This is a genomic window from Sphingobacterium puteale (genome assembly GCF_003627955.1).
Taxonomy (GTDB): Bacteria; Bacteroidota; Bacteroidia; order Sphingobacteriales; family Sphingobacteriaceae; genus Sphingobacterium; species Sphingobacterium puteale.
In genome coordinates, this window is sequence record NZ_RBWS01000006.1 from 315,843 (window position 1) to 342,446 (window position 26,604).

The window sequence follows — 26,604 nt, forward strand, 5'->3', positions numbered from 1 at the left end:
AAATTAAAAAATAAGAAAAATGGAAAAACGAATCAACATCAGCACAACAGAACCACAGGCATTCAAATCGGCTACCAAATTTTTCACCGAGGAGGAGCAGATCAATTTCAAACATTTTGTACTATTACCCATACTTATGAAATCAGTTCTTGGCTTCCTTAAATTGAGCAGGTGTAACACCTACCAATTTTTTAAACAAACGGGTAAAATATGAAGGGCTTTCAAATCCCAGATCATAGGCTATGCCAGAAATGTTGCTGTCCGATCCCAGCAATAGATTTTTCGCCTCTTTAATCAGGTAAATATGGACATGTTCCAGAGCGGTTTTCCCGGTTTCCTGTTTAAGAAGATCGCTCAGATACCTGCTTGATAGAAAAAGTTCTCCCGCAAGATAATTTACGGTGGGCAAACCTTCTTTAAGGTGCAGCTTCTTATCAAAATAGTTCTTTAATACTGTCTGAAACCTTTTTAGCGTGGTTCCCGAAACGTTATTACTTCGATCCACAAACTGTCTTTTATAAAAGCGGTCGGAATATTTTAGGATGGAATCAATATGTGACAGGATAATTTCACGGCTGAATTCATCTGAGTTTTCGTCATATTCCTTGCGTATTTTTTCATAGAGCTCCCACATGATAACCTCCTCAGCAGGAGATAGGTGCAAGGCTTCATTTATTTCATACTCAAAATAGCCATAGTTTTTGATCTGGTCATGCAGAATATGGCCGGCCAGATAATCCTCATGAAAAAATATAACAAAACCCTTTTCTGCAAACTGTACATTACTGACCTCAATAATTTGCCTTGGCTTCATAAAAACGGTAGATCCATTACTGTGGTCATATTTCGTTTTCCCATATAGCACATAGCCCGATTTGATCTTTTTCAAAGCAACCATATAAAAGTCTCCGGTGAACCTGTCTTCTCCGACCGAATACGTCATAAGTTCTTTACAGGTCATCAGGCTCAATAGTGGATGCTTCGGAGTTTCAAAGCCACTTTTTTCATGAAGTTCGGTTATGCTTTTATAATGATTGATCTTTTCCAATGTCTCTAATTTTAGGAATTTGCTTGTTGAAATGTTTCAAAATTACATTTTCGTAAATCTGTGCTATTCTTCCGCTGATATGGAGTAGAGCAGAGGCCAGTTCTGGATATAACTTTGTCTTATCAAAATAACAAATAATAATTTAAACAATAACAAAATGGCAAAGACAATTTTTATTACAGGAGCAACTTCAGGATTTGGAAAACTTTGGACAGAAGCACTATTGCAACGTGGGGACAACGTCGTGGCAACTTCGAGAAAAGCGAATGCTTTTACAGCATTATCAGAAAAGTATGGCGATCAGTTATTACCGTTACAGTTGGATATTACCGATAGAGAAGCAGTATTTGCTACCGTAAACAAAGCCAAGGAACATTTCGGTCAGCTTGATGTGGTGATCAACAATGCGGGGTACGGCGTTTTTGGTGCAGTGGAAGAAATCGGTGAAAAAGTAGCCCGGGATGTTTTCGATGCAAATCTGTTCGGAACACTATGGGTGACACAGGCAGCATTGCCAATCCTAAGAGCACAGGGACATGGTCATATCATCCAGCTTTCAAGTGTACTGGGCGTATGGAGCCTTCCGACTTTAGGCATTTACAACGCAACAAAATTTGCGGTGGAAGGCCTCAGTGAGGCGCTGGCCAGCGAGGTAAAAGATTTTGGCATCCATGTAACGCTTATCGAACCAAATGGCTATAAAACAGAATTTGGTGGAAGTTCGGCAGTTTTTGGCGATTCGCTCGATGTTTATAATCCGCTAAAGGAAAGCCTGAGCAAAATAGAGGGGCTTGGCCCAGACGATTACGGCACTCCGGAAGCGACTGTTCCAGCAATCTTAACACTGATCGACAGTGAAAATCCGCCGTTAAGATTATTCCTGGGCAAATTGGGATATGTCAAAACAGAAAGGGTGTATGGTGAAAAACTTCAACAGTGGAAGGAATGGAAAGATGTTTCAGAAGCAGCGCACGGGTAATTCCGTGCTTCTTTTCACATAGTTAAACATAGTTATGAAAGCCCAAAAAATAGAATATTTACACATCAGCACCCTGCTCGCCTTTATCCTCATTCCTCTTGGAGGACTTACCACCGATATTTATATTCCCTCGCTGCCGGCGATGGCAGGTGATCTGGGCGTTTCCATGCAGCAGGTGCAGCTTTCTTTATTGCTTTTCATGGTAAGCTCCGGACTCAGCCAGCTTTTTATCGGGAGTATATTGGATAGCTTTGGGAGATACAGGATCAACTTGTTTGCCCTTATTATATTTTCAATCGCCAGTTTTATTATTGCACTGGTTCCCCATATCGGTCTTATCTATGGAATGCGGATAATACAGGGAATAACAGTATCGCTGATTATCGTTGGAAAGAGGGCATTCTTTGTGGATATGTACAGTGGTGAAAAGCTGAAGCACTACACAAGCCTATTTTCAATTGTATGGGCAACGGCTCCTATTGTCGCACCATTTATTGGCGGATATCTACAGGTAACATTTGGCTGGCAGTCGAATTTTTATCTATTGGGCTTTTTGACAGCAGCTGTTCTGTTTTTCGAGTGGAGATATACCGGTGAATCGCTCCGGAAATTCCAGTCCTTTAACCGAAAGCAGATCCTAAATGTCTATTCAGGTATGCTTAAGACAGCGGATTTTAGTGTAGGGCTGCTTATTATCGGACTGAGCTATTCACTACTCGTTGTTTACGGTATCAGCAGTCCGTTTATTATTGAAAAAGTTTATGGTTATTCACCTGTTGTGACAGGCTACAGTTCGCTGGGTTCAGGAATTGCACTGATGCTGGGCGGAATCACCTCAAAGGTGTTGATAAACAAAAATCTCTTCTTAAAAATCAATACAGCCGTGATCCTACAATTGATTTTCGCAGGTCTGATGACCATTATATCATTTGGGGCGAATGGATTTTATGTACTGCTTATTTTTACGCTGCTTATTCATTTCCTTTCCGGCTTTATTTTTAATAATGTCTATGCATACTGTCTACAGCGTTTTAGCAAGAATGCAGGAGTAGCAAGCGGGCTGACCGGCGGCGGTATTTACGTCATTAGCTCCATTGCCGGTTACGGCCTGATCAATTTATTTGAGATAAAAAATGTTCAGAGCATTGCAATGGTCAATCTACTGATCGTGGTTTTGACTTTCCTTGGGATTGTTATTTTTAAAAGATCAGTCGTTAGACGGGGATGAAATTGAAAGATTCAAGTAAACAATAATAAATAATAAGAATATGAAAACTATTACAGTTCCAAACAAAGAACAATTGAGCGAAGAAGCTCAGGTCATTTTATCATCTGTAGAGAAAAAAATGGGCAAGACCCCGAACCTTTATGCTACTATCGGATATTCTTCATCAGCTTTAAAAGCGATGCTGGAAACAGAAGCAACCTTAGCGCATCATTCTTCTTACACCGCAAAGGAAAGGGAAGCGATCAACTTGGTGGTGTCCCAGGTAAATGATTGTGATTATTGTCTTGCTGCACATACCATGCTGGCTAAATTAAATGGTTTTAGTGAGGAGGACACTTTAGCAATCAGAAAGGGAAGTGTTGAGGATGTTAAATTGGATGCCATTATAAAACTGGCCCAATCGATCGCAAACAATAAAGGCAATGCCGGAAATGCTGCACTGGAAGACTTCTATAAAGCTGGTTTGGATGAGAAGGCGCTCGTAGAACTTACAGCCTTGGTTGCCCTTAGAAGTTTTACGAATTATGTTTTTGCAAATACCCAGATCCCGATTGATTTTCCGGCAGCAAAAAGTTTATCATAAGTGTTTTAATTGAAGTGTTGGTGAGGGCTTCTTTTAGAAATTGAAGGAGCTCTCTTTTTAACTAAGGTGTACAGCTAAAGCTATATCGTAATTATGTGCTATTCTTCAGCTGAAATGAGTTAGTGTATAAGTATGGATAAGGATAATTTTGGATTAACAAAAAAAGAAAAAACAATGAGCAAAATAATTTTTATAACAGGAGCTTCCAAAGGATTTGGAAAATTATGGGCTGAGGCCTTACTTAAAAGAGGCGAAAAAGTTGCAGCTTCAGCTAGAAATATCGAAGCGTTGCAGGATTTAAAAGAGAAGTACAGTGACAGCATTCTTCCTGTGAAACTGGATGTCAACAATCGTACAGAAGTTTTTGAAGTGGTGGAGAAGGTAGAAAAACACTTTGGAAGAATCGATGTTTTGATTAATAATGCTGGTTTTGGTTTATTCGGAACGACGGAAGAAACAACAGAACAGCAGGCGAGAGACCAAATGGAAACCAACTTTTTTGGTTCACTTTGGGTAGCACAAGCAATTTTACCGGTGATGAGAAAACAAAGAAGTGGGCATATCATTCAGATTTCCAGCTTTTTGGGACTAACGACGCTACCGCTTTTAGGATTGTACAATGCTTCAAAGTTTGCAGTCGAAGGACTAATTGAAACGATTGGTTCAGAAACAGCACATTTGGGAATCAAAACCACACTAATTGAACCTAATGGATTTGCAACGGATTGGGCAGGAGCTTCAGCGGTTCAGACTTCTTCGGATATTACCGATTACAATCCGGTACGAGAGGCATTTGCGGAAACAGGGGATAATCCTGATACTTGGGGAAAACCTGAATCGACAGTAGTGCCAGTTTTGAATCTTATTGACAATCAAAATCCTCCACAAAGATTATTGTTCGGTATAATTGCTTATCACGTAGTCAATGAGGTTTACACCAAAAGATTGAACGATATCCAAAATTGGAAAGAGGTCAGCATTGCCGCACATGGGCATTAGATTTATTAGGAATGATCCGCGCAAAGAAATTGTTTTCTACAGTTGTACTGGTTTGCTTTTTTAGCTTAACTTCAGAGAATCAGTTGTAATAGAAAGAGATTGTCGAACATTCGATAAAAAAAATAAAATGAAACATTATAAAACCCTTACAGAATTGCACACCGGAAATGGCTGGGACGCTCCGGAGCACCCGCTCTTTAGTATGATCGGCTGTCAGGCGGCCTGTCCGCTGGGAAATAGGGAATTTACCACAGATTGCTACATCATCGCTTTCAAAAAAATAACATCAGGGATGTTTATGTACGGACGTACAAAATACGACCACGATAATGGCTGTCTATTTTTTGCCAAACCACGGCAGATCATTGAAATGAAAGACCTTGAATTTGAAGAAAAAGGCTATATGTTGATGATTCACGAAGATTACCTGAACGGTCACGAGCTCTTTAAAAGTATTAACAATTATGGCTTCTTTGACTACGATGTAACGGAAGCGCTGCAACTTTCTCCAAAAGAAGAGCAGATTATTCTGGAGCTTCACGCGAAAATTCAGGGCGAATATTTTAATAATCCCGATGAATACAGCCGTGAGATTATCTTGAGTCATATATCATCGATTTTGAAATATGCACAGCGCTTTTACAAAAGACAGTTTATCGACAGAGAGCAGGTTATTGGAAAAACAGCATCTAGATTCAATGATATCCTTAAAAAATATATTGATGAAGGAGGTCTGAAAAAAAGCGGGTTGCCAAGCGTTACCGATATTGCCGACCAGCTGTATATTTCGCCACGTTATTTAAGTGACGTACTGAAACAGGAAACAGGGAAAACTGCTTTGGAACTCATTCATATATTTTTGATTTCAGAGGCTAAAAATCTATTGAGGTTGGGAGAGAAGGGAGTTGCGGAAATAGCCTATCACTTAGGATTCGAGAATGCTTCTTATTTTACAAAATTATTTAAGAAACAGACAGGTCTGAGACCTTTGGAATTCAGAAAATCACAACTGAACTAATTACTGCAATTCTGCTTGTTAAAGTCACAAGGAAACTTCATTAGTTTCCTTGTGACTTTTTTTAATGATCCGATCCCCGGATTATTAATAATATTATGACTTTTTCGTTGGCGGCGAACAAGCAACTTTTGCTTAGAGAAGCGCTAAGCTTTCCTGGATTATCCTCCGTTATTGGAGGATTTTACATTTCCGTACATCTGTGCTATTCTTTCCGTAAAATGGACTATTTATCCGCTGCAGTGCAATATAACTTTGCTATATCAAAAACAAAGCAAGTTATGAAGATAATAATTGGATTGATAACATTTATGGCAGCCGTTTCATCGGTAAAAGCACAGCTCATTCCCGTAGCAAGGAGTGCCAACACAATCTGGGCAGACGCTTGATGGAATGATGACAATGGATATCTATGGATTCCGACAGGCCAGCTGAACCGTTTGGCGGCGTTTGAGAACGGAAAAAGTAAAGTGACATTTCCGGTTGTGATATATAAACTGAAAATCAATGCGAAACCGCTAAGAAATTGAACTCATTTCAAGATTTAAATTAAAGTAATTCAAATAAATAACATTTAAAAAATATCAATATTATGAAAGCAATTGTATTAAAAGAAGCAGGAAATGTAGACAATTTAGCATACGTAGAATTGGCAAAACCAACCATTAACGAAGGCGAAGTATTAATTCAAGTAAAAGCCATCAGCATCAATCCGGTAGATGTAAAAAGCCGTGCCGGAAAAGGAGTTTACGGAAGAATTAAAACAGAAAATCCATTGATTTTGGGTTGGGATATTTCCGGAATAGTAGAAGAAACTAAAAGTTCAGCTTTTAAAGTTGGCGATGAAGTTTTCGGAATGGTCAATTTTCCAGGCCACGGAAAAGCGTATGCAGAATATGTCGCAGCTCCAGCCAATCAATTAGCCCTAAAGCCCAAAAATATCTCTTTTGAAGACGCCGCGGCTTCCACTTTGGTTGCGCTAACTGCGTATCAGGCTTTGGTTCACCATGCGAATATTCAGCAAGGGCAAAATGTTTTGGTCCACGCAGCTTCTGGTGGAGTAGGACATATCGCTATACAGATTGCCAAATATTTAGGGGCGAAAGTGACGGGAACTTCTTCCCCAAAAAATAAAGATTTTGTCTTGAGTTTAGGTGCAGATTCCCATATCGATTATCACGTCTTCGACTGGAAATCAGCAGGCAGAACTTTTGATTTTGTATTGGATACAATTGGCGGGGACAATATCGACCATTCGCTCGAAGTGACCAAAGAAGGCGGTTCCATCATCAGTATTCCGACAGGTCTGAATGAAGATGTAACTTCAAAAGCAGAATCCAAAGGTGTGAAAGGTTATTTTATTCTTGTACAGTCCAGCGGAGAGGATATGAAACAGATCGCTTCTTTATTGGAAAGTGGAGCCGTAAAACCTCATGTTTCCAAATCTTTTCCCTTTGAGCAAATGAGAGCAGCGCATCTGGAACAGGAAACGGGGAGAACGGTTGGTAAAATCGTGATTACTCTATAAATTGTTTCAGCATTAGAATTAGGCCTTTACTTTATTGTACCTGGGATCCTTTTTATATGCTCTTCGCGGTTGCAGCGCCACGCATGGCCTTCTATCTGCAGGTAAAATGCAAATGTTGGAAGGCTTAGCGTTGCTTCCTATCTGGGCTTTACACCCGAGTATCTCAGCGAAATCCGCAAAAAGAATTTTTCTTAAACCCGTTTAAGTTTTTCCGGCGCTCCATTCTCCAATTTTGTAGTATCAAAATAAAAAATAAGAAAAATGGAAAAACGAATCAACATCAGCACAACAGAACCACAGGCATTCAAGGCAATGTTAGGATTAGAGGGTTATCTGTCAAAAATTGAGATCTCGCAAACGCTTAAAGAACTCGCCAAAATCCGTGCATCACAGATCAACAACTGTGCTTACTGTATTAGCATGCACACCAAGGATGCCATCAAAAACGGTGAAAGACCAGAGCGTATCTTTTTGTTGAGTGCCTGGAGAGAGGCTATCAAATTTTTCACCGAAGAGGAGCAGACCATACTGGCAATGACGGAGGAAGTAACCCTTATACACCAAAACGGATTAAGTGAAGAAACCTACAGCAAGGCGTCCGAGATTTTCTCCGAAAACCAGATCGCTCAGATCATCATGCTCATCGTCACCATCAATGGCTGGAACCGTATTGCCTTGAGTACTCATCTGGAAATAGAAGATTAATACGTACGTTTATAGGGAGCTGTGGAAATGAACCAGAAGTATTTCATTAGCTCCCTTATTCTGATAAATTCTATAGCAAAGGCGATGTAACGCGGCCAGCAAAAACGAGCAGTGGCCATCAGATTATAATCAACAGAGTTGACCTTCACAACAAAGGAAATTTGAACTCCACAACAAAACGACATAACAGCAATTCGACGAACTTTGTAAAAAAAATAAAGGTTATGTGGACAAAAAATAACATCCCTGATTTAACAGGAAAAATAGCAATCGTTACCGGATCAAACACCGGTATAGGGTTTGAAACAGCAAAAGCGCTGTATGAAGCAGGTGCACATGTGACCCTTGCCGCAAGGGATATCCAGAAAGCAAAGAATGCCATTCAAAAAATCCAATCCGATACGGCTGGCAAAGGGACATTGGACTATGGAATGCTGGACCTCGCAAACATCGGCCTGATTCGGGAATTTGCAGATCACTTTATGCAAAAGCATACAAAACTGGATATGCTCATCAACAATGCCGGAGTGATGGTTCCTCCAGCTGCTAAAACGGATGACGGCTTTGAAATGCAGTTCGGCGTAAACTTTATGGGGCATTTTGCGCTGACAGGATATTTGCTGTCGCTCGTTAAGCAGACCGCCAATGCCCGAGTAGTGACACTTTCCAGTGGGGCGGCTACTTTGGTGGACAGCATTGACTTTGACAACCTCAGACTGGAAAAGAACTATGATGAATGGCGTGAATATGCCGTAAGCAAGCTGGCAGATATCTTGTTTAGCTACGAGCTGGACCGGAGATTCAAAAATGCCCGTATATCGGCCATTTCTGTGGCGGCGCATCCCGGCGTCACGCGAACCGATCTGCAGCGGAATATCCCGGGTGAAAATCTGGAAGGTATGTTTGCTGCATTTGATCAGGTGATGGAGCCCTGGCAGGGTGCCCTGCCAAGCCTATTTGCAGCAACAGATCCATCCGTTGAGGGTGGTAAATTCTACGGCCCGGACGGTCCGAAAGAATATGCGGGATATCCGGCCTTGTCCGGCCATCATACAGCAGCCATGAACGATGAAGCGCTTGCCAAAAGGCTCTGGGAATATGCCGAAAACGCCATACAATTGACTTACAAATTCTAATAATTGATCTGAAATGAACAATCAAACAGTTTTAGTAACCGGCGGTACCGGATTTTTGGGGGTAAATATTATTCTTGAATTACTCAAAAAAGGATTTACCGTAAGAACAACACTGCGCACGCTCTCCCGTAAAAACGAAATTTTGGATGCCCTTACAGCAGGTGGCATCAGCACTTTTGATCAGCTGTCTTTTTATGAGGCCGATCTGCTCTCCGATAATGGTTGGGATGAAGCAGCACAAGGTTGTGATTATGTCCTTCATGTTGCTTCCCCATTTGTGGCTGAGCAGCCCAAAGACGAAAATGAGCTGATTATCCCCGCAAAAGAAGGTACGTTGAGAGCGTTGAAAGCTGCGAAAAAGGCTGGGGTTAAGCGCGTGGTGCTCACATCCTCTTTTGCTGCAATCGGTTATAGCATCGATCCCAGAAATCATGTTTTTACAGAACTTGACTGGACCGATGAAAACGCACCGGTACAGGCTTATATAAAATCAAAAACAATTGCAGAAAAAGCCGCATGGCAATTTATGGAGGATGAAGCCCCTGCTATGGAGTTAACGGTCATCAATCCCGTCGGAATTTTTGGTCCTATACTTGGCGGTATTTCCTCGGCCTCCCTGGATACTGTCGTCAAGGGAATTGTGGAGGGACACATTAAGGAAAATGCACCATTTACATTTGGTGCGGTGGATGTGCGCGATGTTGCTGATATCCATATCAAAGCCATGTTACATCCCGAAGCTGCCGGACAGCGATTTCTAGCAACATCGGAAGGGGCGATGTCTTTTTATGATGTGGCGGAACTGATCAAAAAAGAACGGCCCAAATTGGCCGGAAAAATTGCTACTATGCAGCCCACTCCAGTCGAAGAGTATACGCAGATGTCCCATAAAAAAGCCGCTGAAACACTGGGCTGGAAGCCCCGCACCAGAGAGGAAGCGATACTTGCAAGTGTGGACAGTTACAATTTCAGTAATACGCAAAATTAATCTGTAGGGATCAGTATATTTGGTAAACCATGAAAGTTAACAACATCCAATCCTGTCACCTTGGCCCGGAGATCTCTCCCGAGAACTATATACCGGAAAACTATTTTCTATACTTATTGAAGGGCGATATGAAGGCTTATGACGGCGAGAAAAACTACACAATGAAACCGGGCGACTATTGTATCGCCCGGAAAAATCATTTGGTACGTTATACGAAATACAAGGACAATGATGCGTTTGAAAAAATCATCATCACCCTGGATGAAGCATTCCTGAAGCGCTTCCTTGAACGGCATGTTTATGACGTCCGGCCATCAACCATCAGTGACTCCTTTATTTTTATACCGGAAAACAAGCTCATCCAGAATTTTATAATATCACTGGAACCTTACTATACCGGTGATCTTGAGATCAGTGCGGATTTTGTTGACGTAAAGAGAGAGGAGTTATTGATTATTCTATTGAAATCGAATCCTGACCTGATTAACATATTGTTCAACTTCTCGTTACCTGATCGGATTAATTTAAAGGAATACATGAACAAAAATTTCAGGTTTAACATCAGCCTGGAAAAATTTGCATTTTTTACGGGGAGGAGCCTATCGACCTTCAAGCGGGATTTTCAACGCATATTCGGAACGACCCCGGGTATCTGGCTCAAGAAGAAAAGATTGCAGGAAGCTTATTTTCAAATCGCCGAGCAATCCAAGAAACCAAGTGATGTCTATCTCGAAGTAGGTTTTGAAGACCTGTCGCATTTTTCCTACGCGTTCAAGAAAGAATTTGGAAAGACGCCAAATGAGATAGCAAAGCCAATTTCAAATCGCATTTAATAACAATTAGCAAAAGTTCAACTAAAAATCCAGTTGACTGTGAGGTTAAACCAAAAAACCTCCCAAGGCCATTTCATCTATAATGCCGTTCTTGAAGCTGAAATAAACTTAAGGAAACCATCAGATTACATAAGGACATTAACTGACACTCTGAGCGCAAAAAACATATAGTGACTGCGCGTTTTGCAGCGGACTTTACCGACCATCCCCCCAACGATCAATATTCCCTTTTTAACGATACTTTATGCCCGTCCGATGGATAGTGAATTCAGCGGACGGTAAATAGGCATAGATTTACATCAGTAAATACAAATCAATCATTCAAAAATTTAGTATTATGGAAATTATTCAAACCTCAGAAAACGCATTGTCACATTCAGCAGTTACAGCAATCATCAATGCCCCAATTGAAAAGGTAAATATCGCAGACTGGTTATTGAACCTGCCTGATGCGGAATACCAAAGGTGTTCAACACAGCATATCGGTGCAGCAATCTCCACAACATTTGACGGAGAACCGGTTTCGCTTAATGTCGAAACAATAGGAGACGCATTAATGGTACAGCACTACGTAGCTGTTGTCCATGAACCTGCTTACTGTCGGATGCTTTCGATTTCAGATTCAATCACTAAAGGAGGCCATACAAAAGTACAGGTACTTTGGGAACTTAAGGCTACCAGAATTGACGATAACTCCTGTCTTTACACCAATGAGATCCACGCGACTGCTACTCCAGAGATGCTGGCTTATATTAAAGAAAATGGAATAAATCTTTCCGATGCAGCAGCAGCAAGACAGGCCGCTTCGGATGCGCACAATCATGAGGAGACACCCAACTTTGCTAAAAGTATAGAAAATAAAGCCCTTACAGGAAAATACAACCAACCTTTTTAAAAATTTCTTTAAAATGGAAAATACATTATTTGACAAATTGATCGGTACCTGGACATTGGTGGAGCTGGTAGAAGTAACACTTGAAAGTGGGGACATTTCCTACCCCATGGGTGAAACACCAAAAGGTCTGATTATATATAATTCTGATGGCTATATGTCCGCGCAGATCATGAATGCTGACCGGAAGAACTTTAGCGAGGAGCATTGGACCGGAGCTACAGCAGAAGAATACATACAGGAAGGCTCTACCTATTTAGCATATTCAGGGCCTTTTGCTGCTAATCATAACGAACAGACATTAAGCCATACAATGTATATTTCTCTTTTTCCGAATTGGACAGGTCAAACACAAAATAGGAATATACATTTTGAAAATGAATATCTGATCTTAGAAAGCGGCAAACCCTTCCTGTCTGAGGGAAAAGTAGTTATCCATAAACTGAAATGGAAAAGAGCAGAAAATTTAAATCTAAAAATTGATTAAAATGAAAGCGGTTGTAATGTCAAGCTATGGTGGTCCTGAGGTACTACAGCTTAAAGAATTTGAAACTCCAAAAGCTACAGGTGATGAAGTTTTGATCGAAGTAAAAGCAGCAGGACTTAATAGATCGGATATATTTCAGCGACAGGGCAATTATCCCGCTCCCGCAGGTGTCCCGGCAGATATATTGGGTCTTGAGATAAGTGGGGTTGTCGTGGAGTGTGGGCCAGAGGTGTTGAACTTTAAGGTGGGAGATAAAGTGTGTGCATTGCTTGCAGGCGGGGGATACGCCGAATTTGTTTGTGTACGTGAAGGGCAATGCCTTGAAATACCTGCTGATCTCAGTTATGCCGAGGCTGCAAGTCTACCCGAGACCGTGTTTACCGTATGGTCAAATGTCTTTCAGAGAGGAGCTTTAAAACCTCATGAAACCCTTCTGATACACGGCGGAAACAGTGGTATTGGTATTACTGGGATTCAATTGGCACATGCGCTCGGGTCACGCGTCATTGTCACCGTCGGATCTGATGAGAAAGGTCAGAACTGTATCGATTTGGGAGCAGATTTTTATATTAATTATAAAAAGCAGGATTTTGAAAGAGAACTCCAGCAGGAGGGCGTTGACGTTATCCTGGATATGATCGGAGGTGATTATTTGCAAAAAAATGTCAATATATTAAAACCCGAGGGGAGACTTGTTCATATCAACGCCGTTTCGGGCAGCCATGTCGATCTGGATCTCTGGAAGATGATGGTAATGCGTCTCACTATAACAGGCAGTACGTTAAGAAACAGAGCATATGAGTTCAAAAAATACTTGACAGCTGAAGTTAAGAAGAATGTTTGGCCATTGCTAGAATCAAAGAAGTTCAGACCCATCATTTACCAGACATTTCCCTTTAAAGAAGCTGCACAAGCGCATAAATTACTTGAAAATGGCGCACATACCGGTAAGATTGTTTTTGTCAGATAAACATTAGAAAAATATAATTATCAAACACTTAATTTATAAATACCATGAAAGCGAATATTGGAATTACCGAAACAGATACAAATGCTGTTGCTGAACAATTGGCAAAATTATTGGCCGATGAAAATATACTTTATATCAAAACTCGAAATGCCCATTGGAATGTGACCGGAGAAAACTTCCATGCAAACCATATTTTCTTTGAAGAACAGTACAAGCAGTTGGACGGGATAATCGATAGCGTTGCAGAACGCATTCGAAAAATTGGACATTATGCTCCGGCAACGATGAAGATCTATTTGGAACTAACACACCTTACGGAATACAGTGAAAGGACAAATGATGGCCTTGGGTATATGAAAGACCTACTGGCAGATCACGAAAGTATTATCGAATTTTTACGTGGAAATATTACACCTTTTGCCGAGGAATTTAAAGATTATGGAACCAGCGACTTCATTACGGGACTGATGGAAAGCCATGAGGAGATGGCATGGATGATCCGTTCATATTTTAGATAGGAGCTATTGGATAGCGATAAAAAAAGAAAGTAATAAGTATATTTGTCATATTAACATATATACTTATTACTATGAAAGCTCTGATTGTTGACGATAATGATATTGCAAGAACGACCTTGGCCCATTTGGCAAAGCAGGTTCCTGACCTTACCATCGTGCAGGAATTTTCAAACGCTATGGAGGCCTACCATTTTATTCAGAAGAACGAGGTTGACCTGCTCTTTCTGGATATTGAAATGCCCGAAATGACAGGTATTGAACTTACCAAAAGTTTATCGGGAAAAGATACAATCATCATTTTCACTTCCTCCAAAAGGGAATATGCGATCGAGGCTTTTGAGCTTAATATCGCGGATTATATTTTAAAGCCCATTTCTCCTGTCCGGTTTTTACAGTCAGTGGAGAAAGCCCAGTCAATCCTTGATAGCAGAAAAGAGAATGTGCATGTCACCAATGATGAATTTTTGTTTGTCAGAGACGCTAACGTGACAAGGCGCCTGAAGCTTGAAGATATCTTTTACGCTGAGGCGATGGGAGATTATGTGAAATTTTATACGAGAGAAAAGATGTTTGCCATTCATGGCAAGATGAAAACCGCAGAGGAGCGTTTACCAAAAAACGACTTTATCAGAGTACATCGGTCCTACATAATATCCGTCAGTAAAATAGATACATTACAGGATGGTGGTATTATTATAAATGGCCAGTTTATTCCTGTAGCAGATGCCTATCGAAAGGCTCTTAATACAAGAATGAATGTATTTTAGTCGTAAACTGCTGTTATTTTCGTCCTGATCCACGAAGCCGCCAAAACCTTCTTAGCTTTTATATATGACAAAAAACTCTGTAATGAACAGTAAACGGTTTAGCTATTTTATAATTCTGACATTTATTGCGGGAACAGTACTTCTGATCGCCGTTCAGGTTAATTCGGCCAGCAATACAAAGGCGCTGATACAGAATAATAACACACTTTTGGCTGAGCTCCGTGCGAGTAATCATCTGAGGGAGATCGATCGCGATATCCTTGGCGTGGAAAGTAGGATCAGGGCATCGATAGCAACAAATGATACGACCCATCTGGAAGGTATCGACAAAAAGATAAATGAGATCGAGAACTTTCTTGATTCTTTGTCCAAAGATAATGCAGACCCTGTGGAAGAAAAGCTGATACAGCGACTCGGGGTACTGGCTATGGACAAAAAAATAGTCCGGGATCAGCTTCTGGCACGTTATAGTTCCTTAGGAAACATGGATGACCAGACCTCTATTGCCAATCCAAGAGCCCGAATTATTTCTAATGAAATTACAGCAATCACGGCTAAGATCTATAAAAGCAGGCAGTTGCACATGAGTGACCTCAGTAGACAGAGTGAAGCAATGGGCAGAAAAGCAAGGATCTATGATATCTCTTTGTTAATTTTATTGATTTTGAGTGGATCCGTGGTGGGCTTTCATATCCTCCGCCAATTCCGCCGACAACGGGTGCTGATCGAGGAATTGGATGCTGCAGAAAAGAAAGCTTCTATTGCAGCTCAGACCAAGGAAAATTTTCTTGCTAATATGAGTCATGAGATAAGGACTCCGCTCAGTGGAATCCTTGGTTTTACCAATCTACTCCAAAAAAGAGCACTGGATGAGACTTCTTCCGAATTTGTGTCATCCATTCAGCGATCCGGCGAGAATTTGATGACGATCATAAATGACATACTTGATCTTTCTAAAATAGAGGCCGGAATGATGCGCATCACTGTTGGGACATTTAGTATCAGTGGGTTGTTAAATTCTGTAGAAACCTTCTTCACTGAAAGGGCAAAAGAAAAAGGACTATTGATTTCAAGTAAGATCGACAAGTCGATTCCGGATACGCTAATGGGGGATGCGACGAGGTTAACACAGATTTTGGTAAACTTGATCGGTAATGCCATTAAATTTACCAAACAGGGCAGTATCAATATCGAAATTTATAACAAAAGCATAAGTGAGGGTAAAGTTGTTGTTGGATTTATTATTGCCGATACTGGAATTGGAATTGACAAGGAAAAATTAGGCGATGTGTTTGAACGTTTTAATCAGGGAGAGGATTCTATTACGCGTAATTACGGAGGAACAGGACTTGGATTGTCTATTGTAAAAAATCTGATTCTACTGCAACATGGTGATATCGAGGTTCAGAGTGAGCAGGGAAGAGGGACGACTTTTAATTTTTTTATTCCTTATGGGATAGCACAGGAACAATTGTTAGCCGCTTCGGTGGTCGATACCGATTATTTCAAGGATTATTCAAATTTACCACTTCATATTTTAGTCGTTGATGATAATACGATGAACCAAAGTCTGATGAAGCATATGCTGGGGCAATGGAATGTTGATTTCGGAATTGTTTCCAATGGACTGGAAGCCATTGAATATCTGAAAACCAAACATTGCGACTTGGTATTGATGGATTTGCAGATGCCCCAAATGGACGGATATGCAGCGACACAACATATCCGGGAAGTATTAAAATTGGATATTCCGATCATCGCCATGACTGCGCATGCCCTGGCAGGTGAACGGGAAAAATGCCTCAGTAGGGGAATGGATGAATATATTTCTAAACCTATTAACGAAGAGGAGCTGTTCAAACTTATTTCACATTTTGGGCTAGGGATTGATGGCAAACAGCAGATCGAAGATAAAAATAGTGAAGATTTCAATTATTTAAATCTGGCTTACATGCACACAGTGAGCCGTGGAGACATAAGTTTCGAAAGAAAGGTGACCAGCCAGTTTATTGACAAAATTCCGGGCCAGCTTCAGGAGCTAAAGGCTGCTTACGCAAATCAAGATTTCTCCAGATTTAAATTAAGAGCACATGATTTTAAAACCAGCGTCGCCATTATGGGATTGCTTCCTATTCTTGATGATAAATTGGGAACACTTGAACTTACAACCGAACAGAACACATTATCGGAAGGTGTTTTAACGGAAGTCGAGCAGATCCTTACCATAGCCGTCGAGGAAGCTCAACGTTTATTAGCAAGTTATACGGACTAAGTTATACATTAACAATAAGTAATTGAAAAGATCATCAAGTCATGCTTGATGATCTTTTTTGTTGTTTCATAGTATGATGAAAATATGTTGAATTCAGTATTTTTCTGATAATCGGATTTTAACGATTCATTTTGCCCATTCGTCGAATGATTATTGAAATTGGCTAATTGTTCGTGTAGTTTTATGGTAGCAAAAAGAAAATACATATTCACATTTAAACCAAATAGCTATGAGCATTTTAAAACTAAAAGACGGAACAGAAATTTTTTACAAAGACCAAGGACAGGGTCCAGTATTGATGTTTCACCACGGCTGGCCATTATCTTCCGATGACTGGGATGCACAGGTGATTTTCTTCCTACAGAGAGGTTATCGCGTAGTCACTCATGATCGGAGAGGCCATGGCAGATCGAGTCAGGATATTTATGGACACACCATTGAGCAGTACGCTGCTGACGCTGCCGAGCTTGTTGAATTTCTCGACCTAAAGGATGTCATTCATATCGGTCACTCAACAGGCGGGGGTGAGGTAATTCGTTATGTGAACAAATATTCGAAAGGAAGAGCTAAAAAAGCTGTACTTATCAGTGCTGTTCCTCCGATCATGGTACAAAACGAAAGTAACCCAGATGGTGTGCCGATTGCGGTATTCGATAATATCAGGGATCAGACTTTGAACAATAGACAACAATTTTATATCGATCTAACACTTCCTTTTTACGGTTACAACAGAGCGGGAGCCGATATTAAAGAAGGAATTCGGAGAAACTGGTGGAGACAGGGTATGATGGGGGGAATTGTTGCCCATTATGAGGGTATCAAAGCTTTTTCTGAAACAGATTTCAACGAAGATTTGAAAGCAGTTGATATTCCTGTCCTGGTGCTGCACGGTGAGGATGATCAGATTGTTCCTTATGAAAATGCCGGCGTTAAATCAGCTAAACTCTTAAAGAACGGAACCTTGATTACTTACCCGGGGTTTCCCCACGGCATGCCTACGACTGAGGCTCCTACGATTAATAAAGATATCCTAGCTTTTATTGAATCCTAAAACAGTCGTACAAAAAGTATAAAAAAGTGAGCTCCATGGCTCACTTTTTTTGTTAACGTGTAATTAAGCATGCCCCACTCAATTTTATAAGCCTTTCAACTTAGCACATTTAGATTGTGCGTAGTACATGCCAGCTTATCGCTGAATACTTACATTCTAAAAAAGGTAAGTCTAGAAGCGACTCCCGATAAACGAATAATTTGACTGATCATTTGAAGGACGAATGTCTCGCTATAGCACTGTTTCAACGATCATATCTGCCTGTTCACCGAAAGTCAGCAACAACAGCGTCCTTTCTTCGGTAAATTTACGTTAGTAAAAAACAGGAATATCAATCGTTAAAAAAACAATATTATGAAAACGACATCTTTAAGCTTCAAGTACGAATTAGAAAAAAAAGAACCCCGTACAAACGATGGTGGGACCACCAGAGGGGCTTCTGTAACTGACTTCCCAGCATCGATCGGAATCGCAGGTGTGTCGATGCGATTACAGCCGGGCAGTATGAGAGAGCTTCATTGGCATGCAAATGCTGCTGAATGGGCTTATGTAATTTCAGGAACTGTTCGTACGACTATCATTCATCCGGACGGTCATAGTTATACTGACAATTTTGAGCCGGGTGATGTATGGTACTTTCCTAAAGGTTATGGACATTCGATACAGGCAACAGGAAATGAAGAGTGTCATTTCATCCTGATATTTGACAACGGTAATTTTTCCGAAGACCACACATTTAGCGTAACTGACTTCGTTGCCAGTATGCCTCCAGAAATTGTAGCACAGAATTTAGGGTTGACTTTGGAAGAAGTTGCTGCACTACCGAAAAGAGAAGCCTATTTCGCAGCTGGTATTGTCCCGGATGAATTGTCGTTTAATGCTAATGCTAGACCAGAAGAATCTGACATAGAACTTACTAATCTACATCGTTATCCGCTTCACGCACAACAGCCTAGAATCATTCCCGGGGGCGGTCTCCAGCGATTGGTTACGAGTAAGGAGTTTCCGATCAGTACGACCATGGCTGGTTCTATCCTTGAATTGCAGCCTGGGGCACTTCGGGAAATGCACTGGCATCCGAATGCCGACGAGTGGCAGTATTATATTTCGGGCCAGGCGGAGATGTCTGTTTTTCTTGCTGAGGGTACTGTAGTCACCGAACAGTTCAATGCAGGTGACGTAGGCTATGTACCCATGGGAGCCGGGCACTACATTAAAAATACAGGCGATACCCTGTGCCGTGTTCTTATCGGATTTAACAGCGGGAAATACGAGTCTATTGATCTGAGCGAATGGCTTTCAGGCAACCCTAAAGATGTCGTGGTGACAAATTTCGGGCTGACGGATGGTGAAATTGAAAAATTTCCAACAAAAAAGATTTTTATTCAACCTAAAATATAAAACTTATGTTGCCAGAAAAGAAAGCTTTTCTGTCCGCTGACAAAATAGGGGTACAAGAAAAATTAGCGATACTACTTGCTTTCATAGCTGGGTATATCGATGCAGTTGGGCTGATCAAATGGAAAACCTATGTTTCTTTTATGAGCGGGAATACCACGCAGCTTGGAACAGCGATAGACACAGGAACAGTAGAAGTCATCAGCTCATCGCTATGCGTAATTGGGAGCTTTGTAAGTGGTATCTACCTGGGCACATGTCTCTCGCAGTGTCAGAGACAGCGAAAATTTTCATCCAAATTCTTTATTGTGGCGGGCATTTTAATCACTTACAGTATCGTTGGTAGCTATTATCAGATACCGAACTATAGCTCGCTGGTCATTATCGGCTTTTCAATGGGGATGATGAACACGATCGTTACTTCGGTAGGAAAGCAAAATGTAAATACCGATTTTGTGACGGGGACGTTAAACAGTCTGGCAAAGAACTCGGCGATGTATACTATGAGCAATAGCAAAGAGGATAGGACTACCTATAGATCGAATACCATCCGTTTGTTGATTCTTTGGATAGGTTTTATCTTGGGTGCTTTTATCGCGCCGATGCTTCTTGATATGCTTACAAAGTGGACACTGCTTCTACCAGCGTTTTTTCTACTGGCATCTGCATTCTTATTCCCTATATCAATTATTAAAGATTAAAATTATGTTAGAAAAAAATACTGTTGCGCCTGATTTTACATTATTTGCAACACCAGACCAGAAAGTTACATTATCCGAATTTAAGGGTCGTAACGTGATCTTAGCATTCTATCCTGCCGACTGGAGTCCGGTCTGCAGTGATCAGATGGCACTGTACAATGAAATGCTCAAGTACTTTAAAAAGTATGACGCAGAACTGTTCGGAATTTCTGTGGACAGCAAATGGTGCCATCTGGCTTTTTCGCAGTCCCGTAACCTACACTTTCCGCTCCTTGCAGACTTTGAACCAAAGGGGGGAGTAGCAAAGAAATACGATGTCTATAATGAGAATGAAGGTCAGTGCAACCGCGCTCTTTTTGTAATCGATAAAGAAGGTATCATCCAATGGAGCTACAAATCACCGACGGCGGTAAATCCCGGTGCAGATGGAATATTGGACACTCTTGAAAATCTTAAAATAAAATAATTATGTCATTAAAAATACCTGTCAGTACTACTGACCACGCCCAAGGCAATCTAAATGCCGATTTAGTTATCGTAGAATATGGTGACTACCAATGTCCCTACTGTGGAGCCGCTTATCCGGTGCTAAAGAAGCTCTTGAAAAAATTTAGCGGAGAGGTGAAATTTGTATTTAGAAACTTCCCGCTTTCAGAAATGCATGAATATGCGCTTCCAGCCGCGATCGCTGCAGAAGCTGCTTCTTTGCAGGATAAGTTCTGGGAAATGCATGACGCTATTTACGAAAATCAGCAATACCTGGACGACCTGTATCTTTTTAAAATGGCAGAAGAAATAGGATTAGATATGGAAAAGTTTAAGTCCGATATACAAAAAGAGGAGCTGGCGAATAAAATAGATGCCGATTTTCAGGGCGGAGTTATCAGCGGAGTCAATGGGACACCATCCTTTTATGTTAATGGCAAGAAGTTTGACGCTGGGGCTGAAGACCTTTTCAAGCTTTTCATTAAATAAAAAAGGAGATTTATTGGAGCGGTACTACCATCAGCGACTTTTTAGCTGATGGTAGTACATAGAATACGATTCTAAACCTTATCCTCCACAATCATTTTTCGATGTTCTCTACCCCAAATAATCATTTCCGAAATAATATTCCCGAAAGTCCTGCAATATTCAGTGGGCTCATATTCAATTAAAACAGGAATATCGGGATAAACAGTTCGTTTAACCAACTTATTTAACTCCATATCTTTCAGTTCTTTTGAAAGCATTCTTGTCGTAATCCCGGGGATACTTCTTTCAATTTCGCGAAAACGCCGGTTGCCGTTGCAAAGCGAATTAATGACAGGAATTCGCCACTTTCCTCCAATGAAATAAAGAGTGTCCTGCAACGCTCTAAGTTCTTCTGTCTGATCTCTTTCCATGATTACAAAGTTAAATGATATAATTGATGATACTGATATACTCAGTTATACTGATAACAAAAGTATACCATTTCCCCTATAACTTTGTAAAAAAATCAAAGAAATGAATAAGTTCAATAACAAATTAGCCATCGTAACAGGTGGAAACAGCGGAATAGGATATGCAACCGCAAAAGAATTAATCGCAGAAGGAGCAGAAGTAATTATCACCGGAAGACGAAAAGAAGCCATTGAAAAGGCTGCTGCAGCGTTAGGGGCTATTTCTTTTGTGGCAGATCAAGGGAAATTGGAAGATATTGAAAATTTCAAAACCCAAGTTGAAAAGCAATTCGGAAAAGTTGACATCCTGTTTATTAATGCAGGCATCACTGGAAGTTTAGGTCCGATCGAAAATATGAGTGCCGAAAATTTTGACGATGTAATGGGTATTAATTTCAGAGGAGCTTATTTTACCTTGAGCAAATTTATTCCCCTGTTGAACGATGGTGCTTCAGTGGTATTTCTTTCATCCAACGTCGCGACCACATCTAAACCAAATAGCTCGATTTACCAGGCAAGCAAAGCAGCATTGAATTCCATTGCGAAGACCGCTGCTGCAGAACTGGCACCAAGAAAAATCAGAGTAAATTTAGTGAGCCCGGGGCCTACAAAAACGGAGATTATGACCAAAGCAGGACTGGATGAAAAAACATTGGAAGGTCTTGATGAATGGTTAATCAGCGGAATCCCTTTACAAAAAATGGGTACTGCGGAAGATGTAGCCAAAGCTGTTATTTACCTGTCAGATAACAATGTGGCAAGTTTCATGACCGGAACAGAAATCCTTATGGACGGTGGAATGGTTTTATAATTGGGGCTTCATTTTTTGGAATGTGGGTGCTGGAAGCTTGAAAAAATTCCAGCACTTTCTAATGATATACACCAACTACTTAACGTATCGATCTTTAGGAAATACAGCTCAGCAAAGGGCATCTGGAACATGAGGAAAAACTTACTTAAGTTCTGGAAGTTTAACCTCTCTATCATAAAGAACATTAACTACATTTTTTATGAAATCTTCCTTTTTGATCCGTTCACCGTTGGTATTATAAGCAATTGAAATATCGGCTTCTTTATTATAAATTAGAACCGCATGGGATCCCAGGGTATCCCCACCATGTCCATAAAATATGGTCCCTTCAAAATCCCAGACTGCGATTCCTCTTCCCCAATCTTCTTTTCCTATTAGAGGTTCCATTAACTGAAGCGTTTCCTTTTTAATAATATTGTTGTGGAACAAATTGTTCACGAAGACATTTAAATCATACGAGGTTGCGGCAATGTCGCCGACGCCTATAACATTAAGAAAGTCGAGATCTTTATCTAATAGATGCCAAGAATTATCATTATAGCGATAAGGTGGATAAACGTTTTTTTGATTGGGCCTGAAAGAATCTAAATTTTTTAATCCGAGCGGTTTTATAATTTCATTTCTAACAATTTTTTGATAGGACTTTCGGTATTTTTCTTCAAGGATTTTTGCAAGTAGATAATATGCGGAATTTGAATAAGCGACCTTTTCATCCGGTTCAAAATTTTTCCCCTGTTGGATGATCAGGTCCATGATTTGTTTATCAGTTGTCTTCTCAGTTACCCATACTTCGCCATCTTTAACAACATAACTGCCTAGTCCGCTGGTATGGCCAAGAAGATGTTTTATGGTTATTTTATCCGAATTGGGAATTTGAGGATAGAACTCAGCAAGTTTATCGGTCAAATGTAATTTGTTATCCTCGATTAACTTAAAAATTAGAACTGCTGTAATCATTTTGGTAACAGAGCCAACCTGATACTTTGTACTTTGATTGTAGATCAATCCAGGTATATTTTTTTGACCAAAATGTTTGGTATAGACTTCTTTCCCATTCTTAAATATAGATAGACTGCCGATCCCTAGATTTTTATTTTCAATTGAATTAAAATAAGTATCAAGTTTTTCGGAATTAATATTTTGTGCAAATAGAAAGGTTGGAAGGATAGCAATTAATAGAGCGGCTAGTTTATTTTTCATTTTAAATCTGTTTTTTCTAATATTCGTATGACAATCAGCTATTGACATATATTGCAATATCGTGTTATTTACTTTAGGAATGATAAGTTTTGGCAAATTGTTTATTAATTACGAAAAATGCTTTGTCATACCTTTATAATATTCACAGAGTGTGCATCACTCGGCCTAAATTAACGTATTGAGGCATTGGTGGGCTATTAAAAACCAGGAGCAAAAAATCACTCCCGGGCCACTAATCGAAATTCTAAAAAACGAAAGTTTTAATACTTCAATTTGTGCAACAGCACTTAAAACTATCTCATTATTTAGCAAACAACCTTTTGACCGACAACTACCTAAAGACCCGGGACATTGGAAAGTAGCAGATTTAAGAATAGACTTAAACCCGACAGCAGAGCGAGATGCCTACTTTGTGGTTTTCTAGTTCCTTCACATATTGTCACTTTTATAATGCTTTTTTCTGTATTGTATATGGTTTTCGGGAAACCGAAAAGTTAATTACATCGGATCTACAAAGTTAGAAATTAGTTTATAAGGCCGCTGGTTTAAATATCATTGGTGATACCAACTTAAAAAGTGATCCTCATAATGACTAATTTTGGAACTAAAATTCCAGTAATTGAAATATATTTTAAAACAAATGAAAACACTAGAAAATAAGACCGCATTTGTAACAGGCGGTACAAGAGGAATGGGAGAAGCAATTGTAAGACGTTTTGCTTCTGAAGGAGCCAATGTCGTATTCACCTACGCCAACTCAGCAGAAAAAGCAGAAAAGATTGTAGCGGAAATAGAAGCGCAGGGGGTAAAAGCGCTTGCCATCCATGCTGATGCCTCAGAGGCAGGACGTTTAGAAAGTGCACTGGGGCAGGCTAATGCCAAGTTCGGAAAGATTGATATCCTTGTAAATAATGCCGCTGTTGCCATTCCAGGAACAATTGACCAAGCTTCCCTTCAGGCTGAAGGCTACAATAAGATGATAGACGTGAATATCCGCGCTGTAGCTGAGGCGGTTAGAACAGTTATTAAATTCATGCCCGATGGCGGAAGAATCATCAACATAGGCTCCGTTGGTGGAAATAGAATTGGAGGCCCCGGCATGGCTGATTACGTTGCGACCAAAGCCGCGGTTTCGGCATACAGCAGAGGGCTTGCATGGGATCTTGGCCCAAGAAATATTACGGTGAATGCAATTCTGCCCGGCGCAACTGATACAGATATGATGCCCAAAGAAGAGGAGATCCGTCAGGCTTATACAAATGCTATTCCGCTTAAGCGTCTTGGAAAGGTTGAGGAAATTGCTGCACTTGCAAACTTCCTTGCCGGACCTGAATCTTCCTATATTACCGGTAGCAGTATCGTAATTGACGGCGGTATCAGCGCATAAAGTATAGCTATGAAAAATTTAAATCATGAAGATCTCATTGCAATTGTCGAGATCAAAAAAGTAATGGCCCGCTACACCAGGTTTGTCGATACAAAGCAGTGGAATTCCTTTAAAGAATTATTTGACGAAAATGCCCATATGCTCTTCGAAGGAGAAAAAGGCGAGCGGCTTTTTGAGTTTAACAGTCCCCAAGAAATGGTGAATGTAACCGCACCTGTGCTGGAAGGTGCCCGCTCTGCCCATCACGTGCATAGCCCAGAAATTGAACTGTTGCCCGAACATCGTGCCACAGCGATATGGGCAATGGAAGATCTGATCAACTTTGCGCAGAGGGAAGAGATTCCCTACAAAAAGCTGCATGGTTTTGGTCATTACCATCTGGAACTACTTAAAACAGAAAAAGGATGGAAGATCACCAGACTACAGCTTAAAAGAACCATATTGGATATTTTAGTTTAAACTACTATCAATTAATAAGGGGAACCGGGTTTCGGAAATGGAACCCGGTTTTTTATCATTTTAAAATGGAAAGTGTTTGCTCGATCATTTTGCGGCAGGCCTCTTCATCCATACCCGCTTTGGTGGATACGACCATTCCTGACATGGTATTGACCAGGTAATCGGTAATAGTCTCCATATCGATATCACTGTGCGAAGGAGAGGAGTTCTTTAGCATTTCCAGGAAATGAAAGATTGCATACCTGCTGTCATTGTAGCTTTGTTGGATGATCTGGAGTGCCTGCTCATCGTGCGGACCGAACTCAATGATGGAGTTCACAAGGAAACATCCATTGGGCATTCCGGGTTGGTAGCATCCTTTGACAGCGAGATCGAAGATCTTGCTGATACCCTCTCTGGGGTTTTTGGCACTGCGCTTGATCTGTTCAAGGGCGTCAGTGGTTAATTTTGAGTACCGATGGAGAGCCCTTATTAGAAGACCGCGTTTGTCACCAAATGTTGCATATAGGCTTGAGCGGCTGATCTTAAGATGGTTGACGAGTTCTTCAGGTGAGGTTGCGTGATAACCCAGCTGCTGAAAAAGAACAATCGATCTGTCCAGTATATCTTCTTCAATAAAATTTTTTTTTCGGCCCATCGTAATAAAAACTGTAATGCATACCACTTGATAGACAAATTTAAGGTTTTATTATTAACCGTTAGCCTAGCGGTATCACAGGTGGAACCACCTGTGATTTGAATTTAAGGGCAGAAAATCAGTGAGTTGACTGCCTGATCATTGAAAATATTTTAATAATTTTAATAAAAAAATATGAAAGATATTAATGTCATTCCTTTGACCGCAGAAAATACGCGGGCCCTGCAGGACACAATATATGTAATCGGAGGGAAGTGGAAGTTGCCTATTCTGTTTTCAATCTGCAGTGGCAATAAGCATTTTAAGGATATCCAACGCAGTATTCCGGGGATTACCACAAGAATGCTATCTAGGAGTTTAAAAGAGCTTCTGGATAATAAGATTATTACAAGAACAGCGTATTCTGACAGTCCTGTCATCATCGAATACGAATTTACCGAATATTCCAAAGAATACGCTATACTGATAAACCAGATGATCGAGTGGGGAAAAAGGCACCGTAAATTAATTATTGAAAGTGTATAGCGATCTCAACAAGTTTGTCTTCTGGCTTTTAAACAAAAAAATCTTATCAGAATTGATAAGATT

Annotated in this window: 29 protein-coding genes; 25 read left to right on the forward strand and 4 right to left on the reverse strand. The window is 40.5% G+C overall.

Annotated elements, in window-relative coordinates:
* Positions 1-142: 142 nt before the first annotated feature.
* The gene (locus D7322_RS08650) at positions 143-1,048 is read right to left on the reverse strand and encodes a helix-turn-helix domain-containing protein (RefSeq protein WP_121123243.1); all 906 of its coding nucleotides are present in this window, start codon (positions 1,046-1,048) and stop codon (positions 143-145) included.
* A gap of 157 nt (positions 1,049-1,205) precedes the next feature.
* On the opposite strand from D7322_RS08650, the gene D7322_RS08655 reads away from it, so the two are divergent.
* The 21 genes from D7322_RS08655 to D7322_RS08765 all read left to right on the forward strand — a co-directional run bounded on the left by D7322_RS08655 (position 1,206) and on the right by D7322_RS08765 (position 21,073).
* The gene (locus tag D7322_RS08655) at positions 1,206-2,027 is read left to right on the forward strand and encodes an SDR family NAD(P)-dependent oxidoreductase (protein WP_121123244.1); all 822 of its coding nucleotides are present in this window, start codon (positions 1,206-1,208) and stop codon (positions 2,025-2,027) included.
* Positions 2,028-2,061: 34 nt separating this feature from the next.
* Positions 2,062-3,255, forward strand: coding sequence for an MFS transporter (locus D7322_RS08660; protein ID WP_121123246.1), 1,194 nt, complete (start codon positions 2,062-2,064; stop codon positions 3,253-3,255).
* A 40-nt stretch (positions 3,256-3,295) separates the two neighbouring features.
* A complete protein-coding gene (locus tag D7322_RS08665) occupies positions 3,296-3,838 on the forward strand; it encodes a carboxymuconolactone decarboxylase family protein (RefSeq protein WP_121123247.1) in 543 nt (180 codons plus the stop codon).
* Positions 3,839-3,970: 132 nt separating this feature from the next.
* Positions 3,971-4,837, forward strand: coding sequence for an SDR family NAD(P)-dependent oxidoreductase (locus D7322_RS08670; protein ID WP_245971294.1), 867 nt, complete (start codon positions 3,971-3,973; stop codon positions 4,835-4,837).
* 127 nt (positions 4,838-4,964) lie between these two features.
* A complete protein-coding gene (locus D7322_RS08675; protein ID WP_121123249.1) occupies positions 4,965-5,855 on the forward strand; it encodes a helix-turn-helix domain-containing protein in 891 nt (296 codons plus the stop codon).
* 589 nt (positions 5,856-6,444) lie between these two features.
* Positions 6,445-7,380 (forward strand): NADP-dependent oxidoreductase, encoded by a 936-nt coding sequence (locus tag D7322_RS08685; RefSeq protein ID WP_120334008.1) that lies wholly within the window; start codon positions 6,445-6,447, stop codon positions 7,378-7,380.
* Positions 7,381-7,641: 261 nt separating this feature from the next.
* Positions 7,642-8,085 (forward strand): carboxymuconolactone decarboxylase family protein, encoded by a 444-nt coding sequence (locus D7322_RS08690; protein ID WP_121123253.1) that lies wholly within the window; start codon positions 7,642-7,644, stop codon positions 8,083-8,085.
* Positions 8,086-8,309: 224 nt separating this feature from the next.
* On the forward strand, positions 8,310-9,221 hold the full coding sequence (locus tag D7322_RS08695) for an oxidoreductase (RefSeq protein ID WP_121123255.1): 912 nt from the start codon (positions 8,310-8,312) through the stop codon (positions 9,219-9,221).
* 13 nt (positions 9,222-9,234) lie between these two features.
* Entirely contained in the window at positions 9,235-10,209 is a 975-nt protein-coding gene (locus tag D7322_RS08700; protein WP_121123257.1) for an SDR family oxidoreductase, read from the forward strand.
* A 29-nt stretch (positions 10,210-10,238) separates the two neighbouring features.
* Positions 10,239-11,042, forward strand: coding sequence for a helix-turn-helix domain-containing protein (locus D7322_RS08705; protein WP_121123259.1), 804 nt, complete (start codon positions 10,239-10,241; stop codon positions 11,040-11,042).
* Positions 11,043-11,379: 337 nt separating this feature from the next.
* Positions 11,380-11,937 (forward strand): hypothetical protein, encoded by a 558-nt coding sequence (locus D7322_RS08710; protein WP_121123261.1) that lies wholly within the window; start codon positions 11,380-11,382, stop codon positions 11,935-11,937.
* A gap of 13 nt (positions 11,938-11,950) precedes the next feature.
* Positions 11,951-12,421 carry a lipocalin-like domain-containing protein gene (locus D7322_RS08715; protein WP_121123263.1) on the forward strand — a complete coding sequence of 157 codons (471 nt, stop codon included), beginning with the start codon at positions 11,951-11,953 and terminating at the stop codon, positions 12,419-12,421.
* A gap of 1 nt (position 12,422) precedes the next feature.
* Positions 12,423-13,391 (forward strand): NAD(P)H-quinone oxidoreductase, encoded by a 969-nt coding sequence (locus tag D7322_RS08720; RefSeq protein ID WP_121123265.1) that lies wholly within the window; start codon positions 12,423-12,425, stop codon positions 13,389-13,391.
* A gap of 44 nt (positions 13,392-13,435) precedes the next feature.
* Positions 13,436-13,909, forward strand: coding sequence for a Dps family protein (locus tag D7322_RS08725; RefSeq protein ID WP_121123267.1), 474 nt, complete (start codon positions 13,436-13,438; stop codon positions 13,907-13,909).
* A gap of 71 nt (positions 13,910-13,980) precedes the next feature.
* Entirely contained in the window at positions 13,981-14,676 is a 696-nt protein-coding gene (locus D7322_RS08730; RefSeq protein ID WP_121123269.1) for a LytR/AlgR family response regulator transcription factor, read from the forward strand.
* 82 nt (positions 14,677-14,758) lie between these two features.
* Positions 14,759-16,948 carry a response regulator gene (locus D7322_RS08735; protein ID WP_121123510.1) on the forward strand — a complete coding sequence of 730 codons (2,190 nt, stop codon included), beginning with the start codon at positions 14,759-14,761 and terminating at the stop codon, positions 16,946-16,948.
* Between the two features lie 229 nt (positions 16,949-17,177).
* On the forward strand, positions 17,178-17,999 hold the full coding sequence (locus D7322_RS08745) for an alpha/beta fold hydrolase (RefSeq protein ID WP_121123273.1): 822 nt from the start codon (positions 17,178-17,180) through the stop codon (positions 17,997-17,999).
* Positions 18,000-18,353: 354 nt separating this feature from the next.
* Positions 18,354-19,400, forward strand: coding sequence for a cupin domain-containing protein (locus D7322_RS08750; protein WP_121123275.1), 1,047 nt, complete (start codon positions 18,354-18,356; stop codon positions 19,398-19,400).
* 5 nt (positions 19,401-19,405) lie between these two features.
* On the forward strand, positions 19,406-20,098 hold the full coding sequence (locus D7322_RS08755; protein WP_121123277.1) for a YoaK family protein: 693 nt from the start codon (positions 19,406-19,408) through the stop codon (positions 20,096-20,098).
* A gap of 4 nt (positions 20,099-20,102) precedes the next feature.
* Positions 20,103-20,564: a redoxin domain-containing protein gene (locus D7322_RS08760; RefSeq protein ID WP_121123279.1), complete on the forward strand. Its 462-nt coding sequence runs from the start codon at positions 20,103-20,105 to the stop codon at positions 20,562-20,564.
* A 2-nt stretch (positions 20,565-20,566) separates the two neighbouring features.
* Positions 20,567-21,073: a DsbA family protein gene (locus D7322_RS08765; protein WP_121123281.1), complete on the forward strand. Its 507-nt coding sequence runs from the start codon at positions 20,567-20,569 to the stop codon at positions 21,071-21,073.
* A 71-nt stretch (positions 21,074-21,144) separates the two neighbouring features.
* Here the strand turns inward: D7322_RS08765 and D7322_RS08770 are convergent, their stop codons facing one another.
* Complete coding sequence (locus D7322_RS08770; RefSeq protein ID WP_121123283.1) at positions 21,145-21,483, reverse strand: winged helix-turn-helix transcriptional regulator; 339 nt, start codon at positions 21,481-21,483, stop codon at positions 21,145-21,147.
* Positions 21,484-21,586: 103 nt separating this feature from the next.
* Between D7322_RS08770 and D7322_RS08775 the strand changes: the two genes are divergently transcribed.
* A complete protein-coding gene (locus D7322_RS08775) occupies positions 21,587-22,333 on the forward strand; it encodes an SDR family oxidoreductase (protein ID WP_121123285.1) in 747 nt (248 codons plus the stop codon).
* A 141-nt stretch (positions 22,334-22,474) separates the two neighbouring features.
* Here D7322_RS08775 and D7322_RS08780 read toward each other — a convergent pair whose 3' ends face one another.
* Complete coding sequence (locus tag D7322_RS08780; RefSeq protein WP_121123290.1) at positions 22,475-23,533, reverse strand: serine hydrolase domain-containing protein; 1,059 nt, start codon at positions 23,531-23,533, stop codon at positions 22,475-22,477.
* A 640-nt stretch (positions 23,534-24,173) separates the two neighbouring features.
* Here D7322_RS08780 and D7322_RS08790 point away from each other — a divergent pair.
* Positions 24,174-24,920 (forward strand): SDR family NAD(P)-dependent oxidoreductase, encoded by a 747-nt coding sequence (locus tag D7322_RS08790; RefSeq protein ID WP_121123294.1) that lies wholly within the window; start codon positions 24,174-24,176, stop codon positions 24,918-24,920.
* 9 nt (positions 24,921-24,929) lie between these two features.
* The gene (locus D7322_RS08795) at positions 24,930-25,379 is read left to right on the forward strand and encodes a nuclear transport factor 2 family protein (protein ID WP_121123296.1); all 450 of its coding nucleotides are present in this window, start codon (positions 24,930-24,932) and stop codon (positions 25,377-25,379) included.
* 55 nt (positions 25,380-25,434) lie between these two features.
* On the opposite strand, the gene D7322_RS08800 is transcribed toward D7322_RS08795, so the two are convergent.
* Positions 25,435-26,016: a TetR/AcrR family transcriptional regulator gene (locus tag D7322_RS08800; RefSeq protein ID WP_121123298.1), complete on the reverse strand. Its 582-nt coding sequence runs from the start codon at positions 26,014-26,016 to the stop codon at positions 25,435-25,437.
* 174 nt (positions 26,017-26,190) lie between these two features.
* Between D7322_RS08800 and D7322_RS08805 the strand changes: the two genes are divergently transcribed.
* Positions 26,191-26,541, forward strand: a complete 351-nt coding sequence (locus D7322_RS08805; RefSeq protein WP_121123300.1) for a winged helix-turn-helix transcriptional regulator — start codon at positions 26,191-26,193, stop codon at positions 26,539-26,541.
* The last annotated feature ends 63 nt before the right edge of the window (positions 26,542-26,604 follow it).

Coding starts and splice junctions, on each gene's coding strand:
- D7322_RS08755 (WP_121123277.1), top strand. CDS start 19,406: ATGTTGCCAGAAAAGAAAGCTTTTCTGTCCGCTGACAAAATAGGGGTA.
- D7322_RS08770 (WP_121123283.1), bottom strand. CDS start 21,483: ATGGAAAGAGATCAGACAGAAGAACTTAGAGCGTTGCAGGACACTCTT.
- D7322_RS08685 (WP_120334008.1), top strand. CDS start 6,445: ATGAAAGCAATTGTATTAAAAGAAGCAGGAAATGTAGACAATTTAGCA.
- D7322_RS08790 (WP_121123294.1), top strand. CDS start 24,174: ATGAAAACACTAGAAAATAAGACCGCATTTGTAACAGGCGGTACAAGA.
- D7322_RS08725 (WP_121123267.1), top strand. CDS start 13,436: ATGAAAGCGAATATTGGAATTACCGAAACAGATACAAATGCTGTTGCT.
- D7322_RS08695 (WP_121123255.1), top strand. CDS start 8,310: ATGTGGACAAAAAATAACATCCCTGATTTAACAGGAAAAATAGCAATC.
- D7322_RS08760 (WP_121123279.1), top strand. CDS start 20,103: ATGTTAGAAAAAAATACTGTTGCGCCTGATTTTACATTATTTGCAACA.
- D7322_RS08655 (WP_121123244.1), top strand. CDS start 1,206: ATGGCAAAGACAATTTTTATTACAGGAGCAACTTCAGGATTTGGAAAA.
- D7322_RS08745 (WP_121123273.1), top strand. CDS start 17,178: ATGAGCATTTTAAAACTAAAAGACGGAACAGAAATTTTTTACAAAGAC.
- D7322_RS08765 (WP_121123281.1), top strand. CDS start 20,567: ATGTCATTAAAAATACCTGTCAGTACTACTGACCACGCCCAAGGCAAT.
- D7322_RS08660 (WP_121123246.1), top strand. CDS start 2,062: ATGAAAGCCCAAAAAATAGAATATTTACACATCAGCACCCTGCTCGCC.
- D7322_RS08670 (WP_245971294.1), top strand. CDS start 3,971: ATGGATAAGGATAATTTTGGATTAACAAAAAAAGAAAAAACAATGAGC.
- D7322_RS08780 (WP_121123290.1), bottom strand. CDS start 23,533: ATGAAAAATAAACTAGCCGCTCTATTAATTGCTATCCTTCCAACCTTT.
- D7322_RS08800 (WP_121123298.1), bottom strand. CDS start 26,016: ATGGGCCGAAAAAAAAATTTTATTGAAGAAGATATACTGGACAGATCG.
- D7322_RS08795 (WP_121123296.1), top strand. CDS start 24,930: ATGAAAAATTTAAATCATGAAGATCTCATTGCAATTGTCGAGATCAAA.
- D7322_RS08775 (WP_121123285.1), top strand. CDS start 21,587: ATGAATAAGTTCAATAACAAATTAGCCATCGTAACAGGTGGAAACAGC.
- D7322_RS08805 (WP_121123300.1), top strand. CDS start 26,191: ATGAAAGATATTAATGTCATTCCTTTGACCGCAGAAAATACGCGGGCC.
- D7322_RS08730 (WP_121123269.1), top strand. CDS start 13,981: ATGAAAGCTCTGATTGTTGACGATAATGATATTGCAAGAACGACCTTG.
- D7322_RS08710 (WP_121123261.1), top strand. CDS start 11,380: ATGGAAATTATTCAAACCTCAGAAAACGCATTGTCACATTCAGCAGTT.
- D7322_RS08705 (WP_121123259.1), top strand. CDS start 10,239: ATGAAAGTTAACAACATCCAATCCTGTCACCTTGGCCCGGAGATCTCT.
- D7322_RS08715 (WP_121123263.1), top strand. CDS start 11,951: ATGGAAAATACATTATTTGACAAATTGATCGGTACCTGGACATTGGTG.
- D7322_RS08700 (WP_121123257.1), top strand. CDS start 9,235: ATGAACAATCAAACAGTTTTAGTAACCGGCGGTACCGGATTTTTGGGG.
- D7322_RS08750 (WP_121123275.1), top strand. CDS start 18,354: ATGAAAACGACATCTTTAAGCTTCAAGTACGAATTAGAAAAAAAAGAA.
- D7322_RS08720 (WP_121123265.1), top strand. CDS start 12,423: ATGAAAGCGGTTGTAATGTCAAGCTATGGTGGTCCTGAGGTACTACAG.
- D7322_RS08735 (WP_121123510.1), top strand. CDS start 14,759: ATGAACAGTAAACGGTTTAGCTATTTTATAATTCTGACATTTATTGCG.
- D7322_RS08665 (WP_121123247.1), top strand. CDS start 3,296: ATGAAAACTATTACAGTTCCAAACAAAGAACAATTGAGCGAAGAAGCT.
- D7322_RS08675 (WP_121123249.1), top strand. CDS start 4,965: ATGAAACATTATAAAACCCTTACAGAATTGCACACCGGAAATGGCTGG.
- D7322_RS08690 (WP_121123253.1), top strand. CDS start 7,642: ATGGAAAAACGAATCAACATCAGCACAACAGAACCACAGGCATTCAAG.